Source organism: Lelliottia sp. RD5 (assembly GCF_056032945.1).
The window spans coordinates 624,728-645,583 of the sequence record NZ_JBVYHQ010000001.1 but is presented as its reverse complement, the minus strand read 5'-3'; the positions used below and the strand labels follow the sequence as shown (position 1 = coordinate 645,583).

The window sequence follows — 20,856 nt, the reverse complement described above, 5'->3', positions numbered from 1 at the left end:
CCTTTCTGGCAGTCGTTTTTATGGCGCAACGGTACGGCCGGTTCGGCGATCCAGGCAGCGCAAAGTATTCGGTTCCCAGTAGGCATTGACGTTCACGCTTTGCTGGCATTTATCGCGTGAATCAAACGCGACATCTTCTTTATCCCACTCTTTTTCAGCGCGTTTGTTCACCTTCTGGCGAAGATTACGCGTGTCATTCCATTGTTCCTTGTCCATGGCGGCATTCTGACGACTTTGGGCGCTATCACCTGATTCAATAATGAGCTTGCTGGTTTCAGCAGAAACCGGCGCGGTGAAGGCGAGTGCAGTCAGGGAGAGCATGGCCGCCAGACAGAGGCGTTTGCTTAATGTAGTCATTGCGTGTTCCTTTTGTTGGGCGCAGAGAAGTGGTTTACCCGTAGTCAATTCTACACCAAACCAAAATCGCGGCATACCCGCGCATCGGGTATGGAAAAGTAAATCTTATTATCGCGTATGATGTCTAAACCCTGACTCACTCGACCGCAAAAAATGATTAAAACTACGCTGCTTTTCTTTGCAACCGCACTGTGCGAAATCATCGGCTGCTTCTTACCCTGGCTCTGGCTAAAACGCGGCGCGTCGGTATTCCTGTTGCTGCCCGCAGGCATCGCGCTGGCCTTATTCGTGTGGTTGTTAACGCTGCATCCGGCAGCAAGTGGGCGCGTTTACGCGGCATACGGCGGAGTTTATGTCTGCACGGCACTCATTTGGTTGCGCGTCGTTGATGGGGTGAAATTAAGCGCTTATGACTGGGCGGGCGCGCTGATTGCGATGTGTGGCATGTTGATTATCGTCGCGGGATGGGGGCGGACATAAGGCCTGCATTTTGTGATCAAGCGATGATTTTTCGATCATAATACTTGTATGGTAGTAGCTCAGTTGAGTAAATTTCCTTCATCACAACGAACGATGCAAGGAAACGGATTATGAAGATTGTCGGGGCTGAAGTATTTGTCACTTGCCCAGGGCGCAATTTTGTCACCCTCAAAATCACCACTGATGATGGGCTCGTCGGTTTGGGTGATGCCACCTTAAACGGACGCGAACTTTCTGTGGCGTCTTACCTGAAAGATCACCTCTGCCCGCAGCTGATTGGGCGCGATGCACATCGCATCGAAGATATCTGGCAGTTCTTCTACAAAGGCGCGTACTGGCGTCGCGGGCCGGTCACGATGTCTGCGATCTCTGCGGTGGATATGGCGCTGTGGGATATCAAAGCCAAAGCGGCGGGGATGCCGCTTTACCAGCTGCTGGGTGGCGCATCGCGCGAAGGGGTGATGGTGTATTGCCATACCACCGGGCATACCATTGATGATGTGCTGGAAGATTATGCGCGCCACAAAGAGATGGGCTTCAAGGCGATCCGCGTCCAGTGCGGCGTGCCGGGAATGAAAACCACCTACGGGATGTCCAAAGGAAAAGGGCTGGCGTACGAGCCTGCGACCAAAGGCGACTGGCCGGAAGAGCAGCTGTGGTCCACCGAAAAATACCTCGATTTCACGCCAAAATTGTTCGACGCCGTGCGCAGCAAGTTTGGCTACGACGAACATCTTTTGCACGACATGCATCATCGCCTGACGCCTATCGAAGCCGCGCGTTTTGGCAAGAGCATCGAAGAGTTCCGCCTGTTCTGGATGGAAGATCCAACGCCTGCCGAGAACCAGGAGTGCTTCCGTTTAATTCGTCAGCACACGGTCACGCCGATTGCCGTAGGTGAGGTATTCAACAGCATCTGGGATTGCAAACAGCTGATCGAAGAGCAGCTCATCGACTATATCCGCACCACAATGACCCACGCAGGGGGAATCACCGGGATGCGCCGCATCGCCGATTTTGCTTCGCTCTATCAGGTGCGGACTGGCTCACACGGCCCGTCAGATCTGTCACCGATTTGCCACGCTGCCGCGCTGCATTTCGACCTGTGGGTGCCAAACTTTGGTGTACAGGAATATATGGGGTATTCCGAGCAAATGCTGGAAGTTTTCCCGCACAGCTGGAGCTTCGATAACGGCTATATGCATCCGGGAGAAAAGCCGGGCCTGGGCATTGAGTTTGACGAAAAACTGGCCGCGAAATATCCGTACGACCCTGCATATTTACCGGTCGCGCGTCTCGAAGATGGCACCTTGTGGAACTGGTAAGACAGGAGCAAAAAATGAAAAGCATCGTCATTCAAAAACCGAATGAGCTGGTGATTGAAGAACGTCCGTTACCGGCTCCTGCAGCAGGCGACGTGCGCGTCAAAATCAAACTCGCCGGTATCTGCGGCTCCGATAGCCATATTTATCGCGGCCATAATCCATTTGCAAAATATCCACGCGTGATCGGCCATGAATTTTTCGGCGTGATCGACGCGGTGGGCGAGGGTGTCGATGCGTCGCGCCTCGGTCAGCGTGTATCCGTTGATCCAGTCATTAGCTGCGGGCATTGCTATCCGTGTTCAGTCGGCAAGCCAAACGTCTGTACTTCGCTGGTAGTGTTGGGTGTGCATCGCGATGGGGGATTCAGCGAGTACGCTGTTGTGCCTGCGAAAAATGCATGGCACATTCCCGATGCGATTGAAGATAAACACGCGGTGATGGTAGAGCCTTTTACTATCGCGGCCAATGTCACCGGGCATGCACAGCCTACAGAGCAAGATGTGGCTCTAATTTACGGTGCAGGCCCGATGGGGCTGGTCACCGTACAGGCGTTGAAAGGGGTCTATCGCGTGAAGCAGGTGATTGTCGTTGATCGTATTGAAGAACGACTGACGATGGCGCAGCGCAGCGGGGCTGACTGGGTCATTAATAATGCTGAACAGTCGCTTCAGGCGGTGCTCGACGAGAAAGGCATTAAACCGACCTTAATTATCGATGCCGCGTGCCATCCTTCGATTCTGCAGGAGGCGATTACCCTGGCTTCACCGGCTGCGCGAATTGTCCTGATGGGCTTCTCCAGCGAACCGAGCCAAATTGTGCAGCAGGGCATTACCGGCAAAGAGCTGTCGATCTTTTCTACACGCCTGAACGCCAACAAATTCCCGGTCGTTATCGACTGGCTGGAAAAAGGACTGATCGATCCAGAAAAACTGGTTACCCATACCTTTGACTATCACCACGTAACAGACGCAATCGAACTGTTTGAGAAAGACCAGCGGCAGTGCTGCAAAGTCTTTCTCACGTTCGGTCAATAACAACAAACGCGGATAAGTGGTACGCATCTTACCTTTTTAGAGATAGCCATGATGACTCAAACACAACCTCAACCTCAAAGAACGACATCCGATCTGGTGAAAGCAGCCGTGTCCGGCTGGCTCGGAACTGCACTGGAGTTTATGGATTTCCAGCTCTATTCACTGGGAGCCGCACTGGTCTTCCATGAAATCTTTTTCCCTGAACAATCCGCCGCCATGGCGTTAATTCTGGCGATGGGCACCTACGGCGCGGGCTATATTGCGCGTATCGTTGGCGCGTTCATTTTCGGCAAAATGGGCGACAGCATTGGCCGTAAAAGGGTGCTGTTTATCACGATCACGATGATGGGGATCTGCACCACGCTTATCGGCGTGTTACCGACCTACGCGCAAATTGGCATTTTTGCGCCGATCCTGCTGGTGACGTTACGTATTATTCAGGGGCTTGGGGCAGGCGCAGAAATCTCTGGCGCAGGCACTATGCTGGCTGAATATGCTCCGAAAGGGAAACGAGGCATTATCTCGTCGCTGGTGGCAATGGGGACCAACTGCGGCACCTTGAGCGCAACGGCAATCTGGGCGGTGATGTTCTTCGCGTTAGATCGTGAAGAGCTGGTCGCATGGGGATGGCGTATTCCGTTCCTCGCAAGCGTGGTGGTGATGATCTTCGCTATCTGGCTGCGAATGAATCTGAAAGAGAGTCCGGTGTTTGAGAAAGTGAACGACGCGCAAACGGGACCGGCCGTAACAGCTGAAGATATCTCACTCGGGGCGATGTTCAAAAGTAAATCATTCTGGCTTGCCACCGGCTTGCGTTTTGGTCAGGCGGGCAACTCCGGTCTGATCCAGACCTTCCTGGCGGGCTATCTGGTTCAAACGCTGCTGTTTAATAAAAGCATCCCAACCGATGCATTAATGATCAGCTCCATTCTTGGGTTTATCTCCATTCCGCTGCTGGGCTGGCTGTCAGATAAGGTAGGCCGCCGGTTGCCTTATATTCTCCTCAACATCTCAGCCATTATTCTGGCGTATCCGATGTTGTCGATTATTGTGGATAAGAGTTACAGCCCGAGCGTGATTATGATGTCCATTATCGTGATTCATAACTTCGCGGTACTGGGGTTGTTCGCCCTCGAAAATATCACCATGGCCGAAATGTTTGGCTCACGTAATCGCTTCACTCGGATGGCGATTTCAAAAGAAGCGGGCGGATTGGTTGCTGTAGGTTTCGGTCCAGTGCTGGCGGGCATCTTCTGTAACATGACGGGTTCATGGTGGCCTATCGTGGCGATGATGATTGCCTATTCAATTGTCGGGTTGATTTCCGCCATTCTGATGCCCGAAGTACGTGACCGGGATTTGAGTCTTGCCGAGGATGCTGCTGAATTACCACGCAAAACGTCGGTAGGGTATGGAGCGGTGTCATCTCGTCGTTAAGCTTTGTTGGTTTATAACTTGGGTGACTTGTCACACAACCTGGAATTGATGTCACACCACCTGACAAAAAGTTAATATAAATCAATAACTGAAATAGAAGTATCAGTATGGTTAATGGCAGTTCTTTTTTACCTCAACTGCCATTCTAGTTGGTGTAGTCAGCAGGCGCTGTCGTTCCTCCGGAGCGACAGCGAATCTCAGCTTCATTTATTAAACGAGTCACAATCATGGAAAACCCGTTATTAAAGGCCAACGCCACGCTCCCACAGTACAATCGCGACAGTCTGAAGGCACGGATTGTACACCTTGGTTTCGGCGCATTTCATCGCGCACACCAGGCTGTTTACACCGATATTCTGGCAGCAGATCATGGCAGTGACTGGGGTTACTGCGAAGTCAACCTGATTGGCGGCGAGCAGCAGATTGCCGATCTTACTGCTCAGGATAATCTTTATACCGTGGCGGAAATGTCTGCTGATGCCTGGACCGCACGCGTGGTGGGTGTCGTGAAAAAGGCGCTTCACGCTCAGGTTGACGGCCTGGAAACCGTGCTAGACGCGATGTGTGAGCCGCAGGTGGCCATTGTTTCTCTCACCATTACGGAGAAAGGCTACTGTCATGCGCCTGCGACCGGGCAATTGATGCTCGATCACCCGTTAATCGCCGCAGACCTGCAAAACCCCCATCAGCCAAAATCAGCGCCGGGCGTGGTGGTTGAGGCACTGGCGCGTCGTAAAGCGCTGGGGTTACCGGCTTTCAGCGTGATGTCTTGCGATAACATGCCGGAAAACGGCCATGTGATGCGCAATGTGACCTGTGCGTATGCGCGCGCGGTGGACGCCAACCTGGCAGACTGGATTGACGCTAACGTGACGTTCCCGTCCACGATGGTTGACCGCATTGTTCCCGCGGTCACGGCTGAAACGCTCGAGAAAATTGAGCACATCACAGGCGTTTGTGACCCTGCCGGTGTGGCCTGCGAGCCGTTCCGCCAGTGGGTGGTTGAAGACAATTTCGTTGCCGGTCGTCCGCAATGGGAAAAAGCCGGCGCTGAACTGGTGGCTGATGTGGTGCCGTTCGAAGAGATGAAGCTGCGTATGCTGAATGGCAGCCACTCTTTCCTGGCCTATCTCGGTTATCTGGCGGGATACCAGCACATTAATGACTGCATGGAAGACGAAAATTATCGTCACGCCGCACACGCGCTGATGTTAAACGAGCAGGCTCCGACGCTGAAAGTGAAAGGTGTGGACTTACAGCGTTATGCAGATCTGCTGATTGCGCGCTACAGTAACCCGGCGCTGCGCCACCGTACTTGGCAAATCGCGATGGATGGCAGCCAAAAACTCCCGCAGCGTATGCTGGACTCTGTGCGCTGGCATCTTGTGAATCAGCGTAGCTTCCCGCTGTTGGCGTTGGGGATTGCGGGCTGGATGCGCTATGTAGGCGGTATTGATGAGCGTGGAAATGCAATTGAAGTCTGCGATCCTTTGCTGACCGTGATTCAGACCGCGGTTAACGGGAGTGCCGAAGGGGAAAACCGCGTACAGGCTTTGCTCAGCATTGAGGCGATTTTTGGTAACGAGTTACCGCTGGAGAAAACGTTTGTGGACGCGGTGATGAAAGCGTATCTGACGTTAGTGGAGAAGGGCGCTCAAGCGACTGTCGCACAGTACGCTGCGGCAATGTAAGGCTCTATTATGCCGCCGTTCGCGGCGGCATATCGTTGCAAAGATCAGTGCATCCCCAGGCGAATCAATTCGACCGGTTCAAACTTACCTTCACACCCTTCTACTTCCACCGTTTTGCCGCGGCGTACTTGCGCTGGGGTAAGGCCATCCGTATGGATCGCGGTAATTTTCCCCGTGCGGCCCGTGCCATTAATCATCACGCGACTGCCTGTCGTAATAGCATTACGGTTACGGTCATAGGTCATCATAATTATCACTCCTCAAATTCAACACATCGCGACGCTGTCATTTCCGCACCGCTGACGGCGAATATAAATACGCCTGTTCAGATCTTATTTTTTTGTTTTTGATCAAAATCATATTTATTTTCGTTAATTTTTATCTTACATCCTTCTGACGAATAACGACGTGCACTGACAAACTCGACGTTTATTTTCGTTTGACGATAGTTTCAGGAAGGGACTGTTTAACCTTTGTTTGACTTCTGCATGTCACTCTAACTTTAGTGAATAGAATTTATTTATATGAGAAGGAGAAGGCTTATGTACAAGAAAATACTGATGCCTGTTGATGTATTTGAAATGGATTTAAGTGATAAGGCGGTACGCCATGCAGAATTCCTGGCAAGAACCGATAATGCAACCATCACGTTGCTGAACATCCTGCCGAACAGCAGCCGCTCGTTACTGCGAGGATTCAACTCTGACATCAAAAAATTCGAGACATTTATGGTGTCTGAATCAGAGAAAAAGATGAATGCATTAAAACGTTTATTTGCTGTCGCGCCTGAGAATATTTATACCGAAGTGCGTTTTGGCAACGTGCGGGACGAAATTATCGCGATGAGTACAAAGGAGGAGTACGACGTTATTGTGATTGGGTCTAAAACGCCAGGGCTGTCAACGCATCTGCTGGGGTCGAATGCGGAATCGGTGATCCGCTATGCTAAAATTCCGGTATTAGTGGTGCGTTAAACAAGATGCCGCATCCGTCACTATTTGGCGAATGCGGTATAAATTAATCTTCGGTAAACCAGTCGCTATTTTCCATGCGAATTAACTGTACAGACTCTCCGATTTCCTGCAAATGCAGGGTCATCGCTTTTTCAACGCTATCGCCATCGCGTTTTTCCAGTGCAGTGAAAATATCGTGATGCTGACGCAACAGCATTTCCGGCGGTGAAACATGATCCAGGCTCATGTAACGCACGCGGTCAATGGTCGCTTTGATATTTTCGATGGTGTCCCACGCCAGCTGGCAATCCGCGATCTGCGCTAACTTCTGATGAAACTCATCGTCTAGCTGGAAGAAATCGTTGAGCTGTTTACGCTCAATGGCAATACGCTGCTGATGGAGATTTTGTTCCAGCAAATAGCATTGATGATCGTCCACCAGCGAGGCTGCACGACGCGCCACCGCGCACTCAATCGCTTGTCGAACGAAACAGCCGTTACGCACCTGCGAGAGCGAAATTTTATTCACATAGCTGCCACGCTGCGGGCGGATTTGGATCAGACCGTTTTCAGCGAGTTTAATAAACGCTTCACGCACCGGCTGGCGAGACACGTCAAAACGCACCGACACCTCTTTTTCAGAAAGTGGCGTACCTGGTGGGATCAGGCACTGGACGATGTCGCGACGTAAAATGCGATAAATTTGCTGATTAACAGGTTGGGTGGGATTCAGTTGTGATTCAGCGGCCATGGCGTGTGATTTCTCAGAGAGTTAACCCGTGAATACTACCATTCTTTTGACGGGCATCCCATACCCGACCCGAGGGCCGGGCAGGAATTTATCAACCGCGATGCACGTTTAGACCCGCAAAGCTCTGACTGACAGGCATCATTTCGACCGTATTGATATTGACGTGTTTTGGCAGTGTTGCCACCCACCAGACCGTTTCGGTGACGTCTTCGGCGCTCAGCGCTTCGGTGTTCTCATAGGTTTTGCCTGCTTTCGCATCATCACCTTTGAAACGCACGTTAGAGAACTCGGTACCGCCCACCAGGCCCGGCTCAATGTCCGTGACGCGAATAGCGGTGCCATGCAAATCGGTACGCAGATTCAGGCTGAACTGACGAACAAACGCTTTCGTCGCGCCATAGACGTTACCGCCCGCGTAAGGCCAGCTACCCGCGGTGGAGCCGATATTGATAATGTGACCACGGTTGCGCTCGACCATTCCCGGCAGAACGGCACGTGTCATATACACCAGCCCTTTGTTGTTGGTGTCGATCATATTTTCCCAGTCTTCAACGCTGGCTTTGTGCGCGGGCTCCATGCCTAGCGCCAGACCGGCGTTGTTGACCAGCACGTCGATAGCACGCCATTCGGCAGGCAGATTCGCCATCATCTCTTCGATTGCAGCGCGATTACGCACGTCGAGCTGAGCAGTCAAAACACTGTCGCCCAACTCGTCTTTCAGCTCCTGTAAACGCTCCTGACGACGGCCGGTTGCAATCACTTTGTGTCCGTTGGCGACGAAACGACGCGTGATGCTTTCACCAAAACCTGCCGTTGCCCCGGTAACTAAAATAATCATCTCACTGTTCCTCAACGCTTTTTGTGTTGTATTACCATAGCACGCCCGTTGGCACGGCGTTAAGGCAACTTTTGTTACCCGACGTGTGCCAGGGATTGCAGCCCGCAGCGGCCTGTCTTACTCTGGGAAAATGATACTGCGCAGGAGTTAAAAATGTCCGTTGCCAATCCGTTTTTTGAAGTCAGCTTGTTACCGTACCAGGCGCCTCGCTTTGATATTATTGAGGACAGCCACTATCGCCCGGCGTTTGATGAAGCGACGCGGCAGAAGCGTGCTGATATCGCCGCCATCATTGCAGAGTCTGCTGCGCCTGATTTCGCTAATACCGTGCTGGCGCTGGAGAAAAGCGGCGTCATGCTTTCCCGCATCAGCAGCGTATTTTTCGCGATGACGTCAGCCCATACCAACGATTATCTTCAGGAACTGGACGAGGCGTTTTCGACTGAACTGGCGGGGTTATCCAATGATATTTGGTTAAATGACGCGTTGTTTTCTCGCGTCGAGGCCGTCTGGCAAGAGCGGGAATCGCTGGACGGCGAATCGCGTCGCCTTGTCGAGCAGACCTATCAGCATTTTGTCCTGGCGGGCGCAAAGCTCAGTGAAGCGCAAAAATCAGCGCTCAAAGCGCTCAATACCGAGTCGGCGTCGTTGACCAGCCAGTTTAATCAACGTCTATTGGCTGCTGATAAAGCCGGGGGGCTGGTGGTGGATGATGTTCATCAGCTCGATGGATTATCGCCCGATGAAATCGCGTCTGCCGCACAGGCCGCCGCCGAAAAAGGGCTGGCCGATCGCTGGCTAATTCCCCTGCTGAATACGACTCAACAGCCCGCGCTGTCAGCACTGCGCGATCGACAAACGCGCGAAAATCTGTTTAAGGCTGGTTGGTTGCGCACCCAAAAAGGCGATGAAAACGATACGCAGCACATCGTTCGTCGGCTGGTGGCGTTACGCGCGCGGCAGGCGCAACTGCTGGGCTTTGACAATTACGCCAGCTGGAGCACCGCAGATCAAATGGCGAAAACCCCCGAGGCGGCGCTGGCATTTATGCGCGGTATCGTTCCGGCAGCACGCGCTCGCGCCGAGCGGGAGCAGGCGGATATCCAAAACGTTATCGATGACGAACAGGGCGGATTCAGCGTGCAGGCCTGGGACTGGGCCTATTACGCCGAACGCGTACGTCTGGAAAAATACGCGCTGGATGAATCCCAAATCAAACCTTATTTAGCGCTGAACAGAGCGCTGGAAGAGGGGGTGTTTTGGGCTGCCAGTCAGCTTTTTGGCATCCGTTTTGTCGAGCGCTTTGATATTCCCGTTTATCATCCGGACGTTCGCGTGTGGGAAATAGTCGATCATAACGGTGAAGGTATGGCGCTGTTTTACGGCGATTTCTTCGCGCGTGATTCCAAAGGCGGCGGTGCCTGGATGGGCAATTTCGTTGAGCAATCGCACGAATTTGCCGCCCGTCCTGTGATTTATAACGTCTGTAACTATCAAAAACCGGCTAACGGCCAGCTGGCGCTGCTTTCCTGGGACGATGTGATCACGCTGTTCCATGAATTTGGCCACACGCTGCACGGCCTGTTTGCCAATCAGCGTTTCGCTACGTTATCGGGGACCAATACGCCGCGTGATTTCGTGGAGTTCCCGTCACAAATCAATGAACATTGGGCCAGCCATCCGCAGGTTTTCGCCCGATTTGCCCGGCACTATCAGACGGGTGAGCCGATGCCGGATGATCTGCGCGAGAAAATGCTTAACGCGACGCAGTTCAACAAAGGCTACGATATGACTGAACTGCTCAGCGCGGCGCTGCTGGATATGAGCTGGCATGCGATCGATGCGCAGGAAAACATCGAAAGTCTCGACACCTTCGAATCTGCCGCGTTGAAAAAAGAGGGGCTGGATCTGTCGGCCGTGCCACCGCGTTATCGCAGCAGTTATTTTGCCCATATTTTCGGCGGCGGCTATGCGGCAGGATATTACGCCTATCTGTGGACGCAAATGCTGGCCGACGACGGCTATCAGTGGTTTGAAGAGCACGGTGGATTGACGCGTGAGAACGGACAGAAATTCCGGGAAGCGATTTTGTCGCGTGGGAACAGCAGTGATTTAGCTGAACTTTATCATGAGTGGCGTGGACACGATCCAAAACTTGAACCGATGCTGATCAATCGCGGGTTGAACGGTTAAGCGTTTTTTATGCTGGATAAAGAACCGGGCGAGATGCCCGGTTTTTGTCCATTTTTTTCTTCCCCAAAACTCCTCCAAAATTCCCCCCCAAATGAATCCTTCACTTCTTCTAAATTTCTGTGGGGATTTTCTCCTTTAAGGCGTACCTGGGGAGCTGGCAGGGCAGTTAACTGGCAAAGATATCTACCTGGACGGAACTGCACTTGAGAACGCAGGATGTTGTTCTCAGAACTTGTGCGGCGTAACGAGGGAAAATTTCGCTCTGATACTCAGGCGCAAAAATACATCAGGGCACTTCCGGCACTGAAAGCGAAACCCGCGTTTGAACCGAGGTAGCAAGCGTTACAGCCTTGACGCGTACGTTTAGCACTGTACGTTTCGAGTTAACATTATGTTATAGATTTAGATTTTCTGATCTTGCTAAGCAATAGTAAATCGAACAGAAATGCAAGGTTAGGCCCATTTTGCTACCCTGTAGGAGGTTACACCTCCCATAAGGGTCGATAAATGGAATGTAAAAAATATGAGTGAAACTGAAACTATCCCAAAGCAGCCAAAAAGCCAGATTAACAAAGCAGTCTTCTTCACCTCTGCTTTGTTAATATTCCTTCTTGTCGCATTTGCTGCGATTTTCCCGGACGTTGCCGATAAAAATTTCAAACTTTTACAGCAAAATATCTTTGCCAATGCCAGCTGGTTTTACATCCTGGCCGTTGCGCTAATTTTACTGAGTGTGACGTTTTTGGGATTGTCACGTTATGGTGACATTAAGCTAGGACCCGACCATGCCCAGCCTGACTTTAGCTACCATTCCTGGTTTGCCATGTTATTTTCTGCGGGCATGGGGATAGGCTTAATGTTCTTTGGCGTGGCAGAGCCTGTGATGCACTACTTGTCACCCCCGGTAGGCACTCCCGAAACCGTTGCCGCAGCCAAGGAAGCGATGCGGTTGACGTTCTTCCACTGGGGACTTCACGCCTGGGCTATTTATGCCATTGTTGCGCTGATTCTGGCTTTTTTCAGCTATCGTCACGGTCTCCCATTGACGCTTCGTTCGGCGCTTTATCCCATCATTGGGGAGAAAATATACGGTCCGATAGGCCATGCCGTGGATATTTTTGCCGTCATCGGTACGGTTTTTGGCGTCGCAACATCGTTGGGTTACGGTGTATTGCAGGTTAACGCTGGACTTAACCACCTGTTTGATGTGCCTATCAATGAAACCGTGCAGGTCATACTGATCGTCGTTATTACCGGGTTGGCGACCATTTCAGTGGTGTCAGGCCTTGATAAAGGCATACGTATTCTCTCTGAACTCAATCTTGGACTGGCGGTTATTCTCCTGGCTCTGGTTATGTTGTTGGGCCCCACGGTGTTGCTTCTTAAATCCTTTGTGGAAAATACCGGTGGATATCTTTCTGAACTCGTGAGTAAAACGTTCAATCTCTACGCTTATGAGCCTAAATCAAGCAACTGGCTTGGTGGCTGGACATTATTGTACTGGGGATGGTGGTTATCATGGTCACCGTTTGTCGGCATGTTTATCGCCCGTGTTTCGCGCGGAAGAACAATTCGTGAGTTTGTGACGGGGGTATTATTTGTTCCAGCAGGCTTCACGCTGCTGTGGATGACCGTTTTTGGTAATAGTGCCATTTATCTCATTATGAACCAGGGCGCAACTGACCTCGCAAATACCGTACAACAGGATGTGGCGCTGGCCCTGTTTAATTTCCTTGAGCACTTTCCGTTCTCTTCAATTCTGTCGTTTATTGCAATGGCGATGGTTATTGTCTTCTTTGTGACCTCCGCTGACTCCGGAGCAATGGTAGTTGACACCTTAGCCTCTGGTGGTGTGGCGAACACGCCTGTCTGGCAGCGTATATTCTGGGCATCATTGATGGGCATCGTCGCCATAGCCTTACTTCTGGCGGGAGGGCTGAGCGCGCTACAAACTGTCACTATCGCCAGCGCGCTACCGTTCTCCGCGATCCTGCTTATCTCTATATACGGACTTCTGAAGGCGCTTCGTCGCGATTTAACCAAGCGCGAAAGTCTGAGCATGGCCACGATTGCTCCCACAGCGGCGCGCAATCCCATTCCATGGCAGCGTCGGCTGCGTAATATCGCATACCTGCCAAAACGCTCGCTCGTAAAACGTTTCATGGATGATGTCATTAAACCGGCTATGTCCCTGGTTCAGGAAGAACTGAATAAGCAGGGTACGTTAAGCCACATTGGTGATGGAACAGATGATCGAATTCGTTTTGAGGTGGATTTAGGTAACGAGCTCAACTTCATCTATGAAGTGAGGCTCCGTGGCTATAACTCTCCCACGTTCGCCCTGGCGGCTATGGACGCTGATGAGCACCAGGCTGAGCAACACCGTTACTACCGAGCTGAAGTGTATCTCAAAGAGGGTGGACAAGATTATGATGTGATGGGCTGGAATCAGGAGCAGCTAATCAACGATATACTTGATCAGTATGAGAAACACCTTCACTTCCTGCATCTGGTTCGCTAGTCCAGCGATGTGCCGCCCTTGTGGCGGCATTTTTTGTAATTAATGAATAGGATAAGGAGTTAATTATGAATTCGCGCTGGAAGTGGATGCTGGCTCAGGTATTTAAAAAACTCTGGTTCAGGGCGACGTTATTCGCCATCGCAGCGGTCTTTACGGCTCTGTTGTCCATCCTGTTCAAGTCGATGATCCCTGAGACGTTATCAGGGAAAGTGGGGGCAGAAGCTGTAGACAACATACTTAATATTCTGGCTTCAAGTATGCTTGCCGTAACCACCTTTTCACTGAGTATTATGGTAGCGGCGTATGGATCAGCGACGACAAATGTTACTCCACGAGCAACCAGACTGGTTGTAGAGGACGTCACAACCCAAAACGTGCTGGCGACTTTTATTGGATCGTTCCTTTTTAGCCTGGTAGGGATCGTTGCTTTAAATATGGGAGCCTATGGGGAAAGGGGCAGGGTAATTTTATTTATAGTGACCTTAGTTGTCATTGCCCTGATTATTTTCACTCTACTTCGCTGGATACAGCATTTAACGTCACTTGGTAGAGTCGGGGAAACGACGGCGAAAGTTGAACGCGCAGCGATTGAAACTATTATTGAGCGCGCTAAAAATCCTTACCTTGGATGTTTTCCCTGGCTTGATAATTCAGAACAGCCAAAGGGAACGACGGCCCTGTATCCGGACAGTATTGGGTATGTTGAATATATTGATGTAAATAAATTGAACAATCTACTTTTTGATAGCGGTGAGCATGTTTATCTTGTCGCCAGACCTGGGAGTTTCATTCACCCTAGTCAGCCTGTGATGTATATTACGAAGAATGAATTGACCTCTCTTCATGCAAGTTTAATTGAGACGATCCACGTTTCGGATGTGCGTTCTTTTACCCAGGATCCGCGATTCTGTCTCTGTGTCATGGCAGAAATCGCCTGTCGCGCCCTTTCGCCAGCAGTCAATGATCCAGGAACAGCTATTGATGTGATTGGTCGCGGGGTAAGAGTGTTATCTGTATACGCTCAGAATAAGGTAGATACAACTGATGTGAAATACCCTTACGTCCATATTGCACCACTTTTTGTTTGTGACATGCTAGAGGATTTTTTTTCGCCTATAGCGCGTGACGGTGCCGCTATGCGAGAAATACCAATTAGACTGATTAAGGGACTTTCAATGTTGAGTCATGGCTGGCCTGAGGAATTTGCCACTGCTGCTCGAGTTCTGGCTTGTGAGGTAAGAGAGTATATAGAAAAGGAAAACTATACGGCTTCAGATAAGGAACGCGTGCTGGCGGTATATTTTAATTTATTCCCTGAGATTTATAATAAAGTTAACTGAATTGCAGGAAAACCTGCTCACTGTTTAAATATGAAAAACATCCGACACTTTAATCCGTTAAAAGGGGGATATTAATGAGCACAATTAATGTCATGATTTTAAACGTCCTCGAAGAAGTAAGCAACTGCGGGCTATTTACTTTTGTTGGCTAACACAAAATAGTCGGGAAATCAGATTATCCAACCATGAATTGTAATAGGGTTAGCGTATTTTACTGTTTGACCGCAGGCTTGGCGCGAGCTTTTATCGCTGGATGTTTATCCCGCCACCCCGTCGCATAATCGCGGAACATAGGATCGATGCGTAGAGGTTCATTGCGTTCGCTCTTTGGACGCAAATGCTGGCCGATGGCGGCTATCAGTGGTTTAAGCAGAACAGGGGATAAAGGCATGAAAATAGACAGAAATTCCGGCGATTTTATCACGCGGAAACAGTACTGATTTAGCTGAACTCTATCGGCAATGGCGCGGACACGATCCTATGAGTGAACTGATGCTAAAAAATCGTGGATTGAGCGCGTAGCAAAAGCAAAAAAAACCGGGTGTTAGCCCGGTTTTTAGTCAAATTATGCCAGCTCGTTCGGGCTGGTTTCGCCTTTTTCTAACTGCTGCAGGTTACCTAGCGTGGTTTCCGAAATGCTGATCAGCGCTTCGGCGGTTAAAAATGCCTGATGCCCGGTAAACAGCACGTTATGGCAGGCGGACAGACGGCGGAAAACGTCGTCCTGAATCACGTCGTTAGACTTGTCTTCAAAGAACAAATCGCGTTCGTTCTCATAAACGTCCATCCCCAGCGCGCCGATTTTTTGTGTTTTCAGCGCTTCGATGGCCGCCTGAGAATCAATCAGAGCACCACGGCTGGTGTTGATGATCATCACACCGTCTTTCATCTGTTCGAACGCGCTTTCGTTCAGCAGATGATAGTTTTCCGGCGTCAGCGGACAGTGCAGAGAAATCACGTCCGACTCGGAGAACAGCGTTTGCAGATCGACGTACTCTACGCCCAGCTCTAACGCAGCGGCGCTTGGGTACGGATCAAACGCCAGCAGGCGCATGCCGAAACCTTTCAGAATGCGCAGGGCGGCGATCCCAATTTTCCCTGTACCAATCACCCCGGCGGTTTTGCCGTACATCGTGAAGCCGGTCAGGCCTTCGAGAGAGAAGTTCGCATCGCGGGTACGCTGATAAGCGCGGTGAATACGACGGTTAAGCGACATCATCATCCCGATGGCATGTTCAGCTACCGCTTCTGGCGAATACGCCGGAACGCGTACCACCTTCAGACCCAGCTCTTTGGCGGCGTCCAAATCGACGTTATTGAAACCCGCACAGCGCAGAGCGATGTATTTCACGCCATGCTTTTTCAACTCTTCCAGAACCGGACGGCTACCGTCATCGTTCACAAAAATACAGACGGCTTCGCAGCCATGCGCAGTTTTGGCGGTTTTTTCGTTCAGCAGAAAGTCGAAAAATTCAAGTTCAAACCCGTAAGACTCGTTAACATGTTGCAGATACTTTTTATCGTACTGTTTCGTGCTATATACCGCGAGTTTCATAAGACTTTCTCCAGTGATTTTACATTCACGTTAGCATGATTAAAATGTACTTCCAATTTCTTAAATAGTATTAATTTCAATAAGTTCAATAGAAAATATCCCTTTTACTCACTGAGGTTATGGACCTGTTTGAGCCTCCGATTCAGAGAGAAAGCAGTAAACTCCTGAGAGCAAAACAGTTGGCCAACTTACAGTATGGTTATGGCTTAGTAATTGGAGATGATATTGATGTTAAAAAGGGTGTCTGGGATGGTTAAATTCGCTCCTGATTCGTACAGAATCACCGCAGTGAAGAATTAAAATAAATCGCCATTGAAATCGCCAGGACATCTTATTTCTATAAGATATTGAAAATAGGGAAAGTGGGATGCGAATCACCGCGAAGCGCTTTAACCTGTCTATTGCATCCCACGGTTGAACTCACCGCGCTTAGCAGACATGACTGCGATCCTGGCTACCAACGTCATATAAAAGGCGATCGCCAGGGCTCCCGGCTTATCAACCGTTGATTTCCTCTGAATGGTGCAGCGAGCCATTACACATTTCTTGTAACTCATTGATCAGTCTTGCCACATGGAAACCATCGCACACGGAATGATGTACCAGAACAGCGAGAGGCAACACTATTTTTCCATCTTGTGGGAAGTATTTCCCAAGAGTGAACATAGGAGAAAAAAAGTTCTTCATATTAGCAATATTGGTGTTAAAACTGGTAAAACTTACCCAAGGAATAGCCGATACAAAAAAGATATTTTCTCGAGACTCCTCCTTTGGCCAATAAGAAAGGTTATTACGATAGCGCGCTACGTCTTCTGAATAAGCGTCCTGGAAGTGATCAATATTGCCATCATAGTGACTCCATAATGATGAAAAGGTCTCCGTTTCATTATGGAAAATTGTATAATTTGGATGAACTTCATCCCATATGACAAGCTCATTATTCTTTCTAGCCATACGGAACTCCGCATGACGGTTTACAACTTTAGCAAGGAGGAAAATAATAGTTGGGTAAAATTTCCAGCCGGCTTTCTTTATATTTTCTAGCAGCACGGTAATATCGAGCTGGACAGTTTGGTTAAAAGTACATTCAGCAAATGACTGAAATACCTCAAAATGCTCCTTCCTTGCCCAACGAGATAAGTCAACAGACGTATATTTTGGCGTTATTGTATTCATTTTTTAGCCTTTGATTCGCAATCATATAAAGATGTTAGCTTAAATTTTTTCATGAATGAAGCATACAGTGACCAAACGTTTTTGGTGTGGCAGATTGCTCAATCTACGGGTTTTCCTATTGAGAAAATGTCATAGCCTGTCCGCGCTCTACGCATAGCAGAAGGCAAATGCTTAGGATCTGCCCGCTTTGTGCCAAAAGAGGGTGATACCCCTGGGTGAGACGGGCCACTAGATAGTTCTGTTGCCCAGCCAGATTGTACCGGAAGGGTCGTCGTCGAAGGCTTTACTGTGAGCCAGTGAGTGGGGGGGTCAGAATGTCTGCTGTGCTACAGGCCGCCTATTTTATCCCCACCATGTGGATTAATAATTCAGCCAGCGGGCAAAAGTTCGGTTCATGCAAAAAACATCCATTTTCAAAACCACCACGCCCTGAGCCTGCACAAACCAATTAGTCTTAGCATTTATGTGGGTTTATTTGCACCGACTAAACAAATAACGTGCTTTTTGTACATATTATGATGAGAAAAGTGCGCCGCAAATACCAGTACAGACCATAAGTAATCAATGTTGAAGATGGTTTTGGTATAATGGTTTGATTTTTAAGAAAAAAATTATAAATCCTCTTAATGCATTGTTATTAGCCAAGCAGCATCTATAAATAACATAATAACTACATTATAATTCTTTTATATTCGAGAGATAGGCAGGTTAGAATGCGGTTAATTGTGATGTTGTTGAGCTTTGTGATCTCCCTGCAGGTTTTGGCGGGTGAGCTTCCCAAACCTGTCGGGAAAGTGCTCTTAACACTCTCCGGTCATATTGAAAATACAAACGAAGAGGGTAAAGCCGTTTTCGATCTCGCCAGTCTTGAGAAACTGGGCATGGTAAGTTTTCAGACCGCCTCTCCCTGGTATAATGGGCGCACAACCTTTACGGGTATTCCACTGCAAAAGCTGATGGATTACGTCGGGGCGGAAGGTACTGTCGTTAAGGTCACTGCACTCAATGACTACACCACCGTTGTCCCTCTCAGTGATTTCAAAAAATACAATGTCATCCTTGCGTTGAAAATCAATGGGGAATACATGCGTGTCCGCGACAAAGGTCCGCTATTCATCGTGTATCCCTATGACAGCAAACCTGAACTGAATAATCAGGTCTTTTATTCAAGGTCAGCCTGGCAGGTCAGCAAAATGAGCATTGAGTAGGATTCATAAGAACAATATGAACAGAATCCTGGCTGGCATAATATTTTTCCTTTTTATATCCACCGGATATATCTCTTTTCTTGTGCATGAAAGGCAGCAAGAGTTACAGAAACTGACGCACTACGCCAGTTCGTGGTCTGCTGTACAGCTGGTCTCGGAGTATTACCGTTTCGAATCATGGCTTGGTCTTTACACTATCGATGAGACGATGACGCTCGATGATGTGCGCTTACACCTCGACATTATGCTCAGCCAGAGCGATTTAATGAAAGAAGGGGATTTGGGGCATTATATAGATAGCAATAAATCGCTTCATGACGTGGCGATAAAACTCGAAAACACACTCAATTATCTGGATGTTCATCTTGAGAAAATGAATCGCTCAGAACTCCAGGCATATCTGAAAGAGATGTATGCGCTTGATGCACCACTGAGCCGTCTTTCATCCGGCGCGTTAAACAAAGATGTTAACCTGATTAACAACGCCAACAGCAAAATTCAAACGTTGTACACTATTTATTCCGCGACTTCTGTGCTGCTAATAATATTGAGTGCGATCCTGGGCGTGCTGATTTTTTATCAAAATAGAAATATTCTGAAGGCGCATCTTCAGGTTAAGAGCCTTGCTGAAGAGCTTCAGGAATCTAAAGAAAAACTGCAAATTCAGAATAAAAAGCTGGAATATGACGTTTACCATGATCCTCTTACAAAGATGAGTAACCGACTGTTTTTCTGGGAGAATTTAAATAAAACCATCCAGATGGCAGAAAGCAATAACAGCGCTGTGACCGTGATGTTGTTTGATTTAGATAGATTCAAAGAGGTCAATGATACCTATGGGCATGATGCCGGTGATATGTTATTGCTTCAGATAGCCCATCGCCTGAGTTCGATGAGTCTTCCTCCAGATACACTTTATCGCTTAGGTGGCGATGAGTTTGCGTTACTCACAACGGGGCTGACAGAAAGCCACGCTATTTCACTCGCCCAGAAAATATGTGATTGCATTAACCAGCCTTACACGATACATAGCACGATTGTAAACATAACCACCTGTGTCGGCATTGTTAATTCAGAAAAAGAACGCCGCTCCGACTATCTCTATAAATTTGCCGATCTGGCCCTTTATGAAGCCAAAAGTGAGGGCGCAGGCAAGATTAAAGTCTTCCGCCAACGAATGTTAGACAAGCTGCAGGAAAGCAGAACCCTTGAGCACGACATGGCACTGGCAATAGTGAATAAAGAGTTCGTGGTTTATTATCAGGCGATTGTCGATTCGTACAGTTGGGAAATTTACAGCTATGAGGCCCTTATTCGTTGGATGCATCCGCTAAAGGGCCTTTTGTCGCCAGATAGCTTTATTCCTGTTGCTGAAAAAACAGGAATGATTAACGAGATGGGGAAATCGGTGCTTGAAATGGCCTGTCGGGAGGCGGCTTCCTGGGCCGTTCCGGTTAAAATTTCCGTCAATGTCTCTCCAGTGCAACTCAGCAGCAAAGCCTTTGCCGGGGTTGTGCTTTCTATTCTGAAAGAGACTGGGCTTCCGGCCGACCGTCTGGAACTGGAAGTGACGGAATCCTCTCTCTTTATTGAGAGCACTACGCCGATGAATACCCTTAATAAGCTTAGAGCGCAGGGTGTGAAAATCTCCATCGACGATTTTGGTACGGGATACTCTTCTCTCTCCCGGCTGAGCCGACTTGCCTTCGATAAAATTAAAATAGACAAATCCTTTGTAAATTCGATATCTACACAGGAAGACGCCCTTAATATCATCAAGCTTATCACCAGCATGGCGAAATCCCTCAGTATGAAGACTGTCGCAGAAGGGGTTGAGACGAAGGAACAACTGGAAAGTCTTCAGGCACTGGGCTGCGATTTAGTACAAGGCTATCTGTTTAGCAAACCTCAGCCTTATATCGCCGGGGAAATCAAAAATGGTTTACTCTCGAACGATGCTCCTGCTCTGTTAATTGCGCCGCGAGGCTGAATTCGGC

Annotated in this window: 17 protein-coding genes and 1 pseudogene; 12 read left to right on the top strand and 6 right to left on the bottom strand. The window is 49.2% G+C overall.

Annotated features, from left to right (window positions below; genetic code table 11):
- Positions 1-18 precede the first annotated feature (18 nt).
- On the bottom strand, positions 19-357 hold the full coding sequence (locus tag AC0LWE_RS03220; RefSeq protein WP_202666817.1) for a DUF1283 family protein: 339 nt from the start codon (positions 355-357) through the stop codon (positions 19-21).
- 153 nt (positions 358-510) lie between these two features.
- On the opposite strand from AC0LWE_RS03220, the gene AC0LWE_RS03215 reads away from it, so the two are divergent.
- The 5 genes from AC0LWE_RS03215 to AC0LWE_RS03195 all read left to right on the top strand — a co-directional run bounded on the left by AC0LWE_RS03215 (position 511) and on the right by AC0LWE_RS03195 (position 6,324).
- Entirely contained in the window at positions 511-837 is a 327-nt protein-coding gene (locus AC0LWE_RS03215; protein WP_202666816.1) for a YnfA family protein, read from the top strand.
- A gap of 110 nt (positions 838-947) precedes the next feature.
- Positions 948-2,162 (top strand): D-mannonate dehydratase ManD, encoded by a 1,215-nt coding sequence (gene manD, locus AC0LWE_RS03210; RefSeq protein WP_059178803.1) that lies wholly within the window; start codon positions 948-950, stop codon positions 2,160-2,162.
- Positions 2,163-2,176: 14 nt separating this feature from the next.
- Entirely contained in the window at positions 2,177-3,196 is a 1,020-nt protein-coding gene (locus AC0LWE_RS03205; RefSeq protein ID WP_474264805.1) for a Zn-dependent oxidoreductase, read from the top strand.
- Positions 3,197-3,247: 51 nt separating this feature from the next.
- Positions 3,248-4,633, top strand: coding sequence for an MFS transporter (locus tag AC0LWE_RS03200; RefSeq protein WP_202667341.1), 1,386 nt, complete (start codon positions 3,248-3,250; stop codon positions 4,631-4,633).
- Between the two features lie 227 nt (positions 4,634-4,860).
- Positions 4,861-6,324 (top strand): mannitol dehydrogenase family protein, encoded by a 1,464-nt coding sequence (locus AC0LWE_RS03195; protein WP_202693478.1) that lies wholly within the window; start codon positions 4,861-4,863, stop codon positions 6,322-6,324.
- 44 nt (positions 6,325-6,368) lie between these two features.
- Here the strand turns inward: AC0LWE_RS03195 and ydfZ are convergent, their stop codons facing one another.
- Entirely contained in the window at positions 6,369-6,572 is a 204-nt protein-coding gene (gene ydfZ / locus AC0LWE_RS03190) for a putative selenium delivery protein YdfZ (protein WP_059178807.1), read from the bottom strand.
- Between the two features lie 294 nt (positions 6,573-6,866).
- Between ydfZ and AC0LWE_RS03185 the strand changes: the two genes are divergently transcribed.
- The gene (locus tag AC0LWE_RS03185; protein WP_059178808.1) at positions 6,867-7,298 is read left to right on the top strand and encodes a universal stress protein; all 432 of its coding nucleotides are present in this window, start codon (positions 6,867-6,869) and stop codon (positions 7,296-7,298) included.
- A gap of 43 nt (positions 7,299-7,341) precedes the next feature.
- Here AC0LWE_RS03185 and AC0LWE_RS03180 read toward each other — a convergent pair whose 3' ends face one another.
- Together AC0LWE_RS03180 and ydfG are read right to left on the bottom strand one after the other, a co-directional pair.
- Positions 7,342-8,028, bottom strand: a complete 687-nt coding sequence (locus AC0LWE_RS03180; protein WP_059178809.1) for a GntR family transcriptional regulator — start codon at positions 8,026-8,028, stop codon at positions 7,342-7,344.
- A gap of 91 nt (positions 8,029-8,119) precedes the next feature.
- Positions 8,120-8,866, bottom strand: a complete 747-nt coding sequence (ydfG, locus tag AC0LWE_RS03175) for a bifunctional NADP-dependent 3-hydroxy acid dehydrogenase/3-hydroxypropionate dehydrogenase YdfG (RefSeq protein WP_131486473.1) — start codon at positions 8,864-8,866, stop codon at positions 8,120-8,122.
- Positions 8,867-9,019: 153 nt separating this feature from the next.
- Here ydfG and dcp point away from each other — a divergent pair, with 153 nt between their 5' ends.
- The 4 genes and pseudogenes from dcp to AC0LWE_RS03155 all read left to right on the top strand — a co-directional run.
- Positions 9,020-11,059, top strand: a complete 2,040-nt coding sequence (gene dcp, locus AC0LWE_RS03170) for a peptidyl-dipeptidase Dcp (protein ID WP_219346616.1) — start codon at positions 9,020-9,022, stop codon at positions 11,057-11,059.
- A gap of 523 nt (positions 11,060-11,582) precedes the next feature.
- On the top strand, positions 11,583-13,580 hold the full coding sequence (locus AC0LWE_RS03165) for a BCCT family transporter (RefSeq protein WP_131486475.1): 1,998 nt from the start codon (positions 11,583-11,585) through the stop codon (positions 13,578-13,580).
- Positions 13,581-13,645: 65 nt separating this feature from the next.
- Positions 13,646-14,920 (top strand): DUF2254 domain-containing protein, encoded by a 1,275-nt coding sequence (locus tag AC0LWE_RS03160; RefSeq protein WP_219346615.1) that lies wholly within the window; start codon positions 13,646-13,648, stop codon positions 14,918-14,920.
- A gap of 325 nt (positions 14,921-15,245) precedes the next feature.
- Positions 15,246-15,442 (top strand): annotated as a pseudogene (locus tag AC0LWE_RS03155) (hypothetical protein); the annotation flags it as partial.
- 43 nt (positions 15,443-15,485) lie between these two features.
- Here AC0LWE_RS03155 and AC0LWE_RS03150 read toward each other — a convergent pair.
- Positions 15,486-16,475, bottom strand: coding sequence for a 2-hydroxyacid dehydrogenase (locus AC0LWE_RS03150; RefSeq protein WP_012017333.1), 990 nt, complete (start codon positions 16,473-16,475; stop codon positions 15,486-15,488).
- Between the two features lie 498 nt (positions 16,476-16,973).
- A complete protein-coding gene (catA, locus tag AC0LWE_RS03145; RefSeq protein ID WP_202666811.1) occupies positions 16,974-17,651 on the bottom strand; it encodes a type A chloramphenicol O-acetyltransferase in 678 nt (225 codons plus the stop codon).
- 713 nt (positions 17,652-18,364) lie between these two features.
- On the opposite strand from catA, the gene AC0LWE_RS03140 reads away from it, so the two are divergent.
- Together AC0LWE_RS03140 and AC0LWE_RS03135 are read left to right on the top strand one after the other, a co-directional pair.
- The gene (locus tag AC0LWE_RS03140; protein ID WP_174341903.1) at positions 18,365-18,859 is read left to right on the top strand and encodes a putative pterin-binding protein; all 495 of its coding nucleotides are present in this window, start codon (positions 18,365-18,367) and stop codon (positions 18,857-18,859) included.
- Positions 18,860-18,875: 16 nt separating this feature from the next.
- Positions 18,876-20,849 (top strand): putative bifunctional diguanylate cyclase/phosphodiesterase, encoded by a 1,974-nt coding sequence (locus AC0LWE_RS03135; RefSeq protein ID WP_219346614.1) that lies wholly within the window; start codon positions 18,876-18,878, stop codon positions 20,847-20,849.
- Positions 20,850-20,856: the final 7 nt, after the last annotated feature.

Coding starts and splice junctions, on each gene's coding strand:
- AC0LWE_RS03220 (WP_202666817.1), bottom strand. CDS start 357: ATGACTACATTAAGCAAACGCCTCTGTCTGGCGGCCATGCTCTCCCTG.
- AC0LWE_RS03215 (WP_202666816.1), top strand. CDS start 511: ATGATTAAAACTACGCTGCTTTTCTTTGCAACCGCACTGTGCGAAATC.
- manD (WP_059178803.1), top strand. CDS start 948: ATGAAGATTGTCGGGGCTGAAGTATTTGTCACTTGCCCAGGGCGCAAT.
- AC0LWE_RS03205 (WP_474264805.1), top strand. CDS start 2,177: ATGAAAAGCATCGTCATTCAAAAACCGAATGAGCTGGTGATTGAAGAA.
- AC0LWE_RS03200 (WP_202667341.1), top strand. CDS start 3,248: ATGACTCAAACACAACCTCAACCTCAAAGAACGACATCCGATCTGGTG.
- AC0LWE_RS03195 (WP_202693478.1), top strand. CDS start 4,861: ATGGAAAACCCGTTATTAAAGGCCAACGCCACGCTCCCACAGTACAAT.
- ydfZ (WP_059178807.1), bottom strand. CDS start 6,572: ATGATGACCTATGACCGTAACCGTAATGCTATTACGACAGGCAGTCGC.
- AC0LWE_RS03185 (WP_059178808.1), top strand. CDS start 6,867: ATGTACAAGAAAATACTGATGCCTGTTGATGTATTTGAAATGGATTTA.
- AC0LWE_RS03180 (WP_059178809.1), bottom strand. CDS start 8,028: ATGGCCGCTGAATCACAACTGAATCCCACCCAACCTGTTAATCAGCAA.
- ydfG (WP_131486473.1), bottom strand. CDS start 8,866: ATGATTATTTTAGTTACCGGGGCAACGGCAGGTTTTGGTGAAAGCATC.
- dcp (WP_219346616.1), top strand. CDS start 9,020: ATGTCCGTTGCCAATCCGTTTTTTGAAGTCAGCTTGTTACCGTACCAG.
- AC0LWE_RS03165 (WP_131486475.1), top strand. CDS start 11,583: ATGAGTGAAACTGAAACTATCCCAAAGCAGCCAAAAAGCCAGATTAAC.
- AC0LWE_RS03160 (WP_219346615.1), top strand. CDS start 13,646: ATGAATTCGCGCTGGAAGTGGATGCTGGCTCAGGTATTTAAAAAACTC.
- AC0LWE_RS03150 (WP_012017333.1), bottom strand. CDS start 16,475: ATGAAACTCGCGGTATATAGCACGAAACAGTACGATAAAAAGTATCTG.
- catA (WP_202666811.1), bottom strand. CDS start 17,651: ATGAATACAATAACGCCAAAATATACGTCTGTTGACTTATCTCGTTGG.
- AC0LWE_RS03140 (WP_174341903.1), top strand. CDS start 18,365: ATGCGGTTAATTGTGATGTTGTTGAGCTTTGTGATCTCCCTGCAGGTT.
- AC0LWE_RS03135 (WP_219346614.1), top strand. CDS start 18,876: ATGAACAGAATCCTGGCTGGCATAATATTTTTCCTTTTTATATCCACC.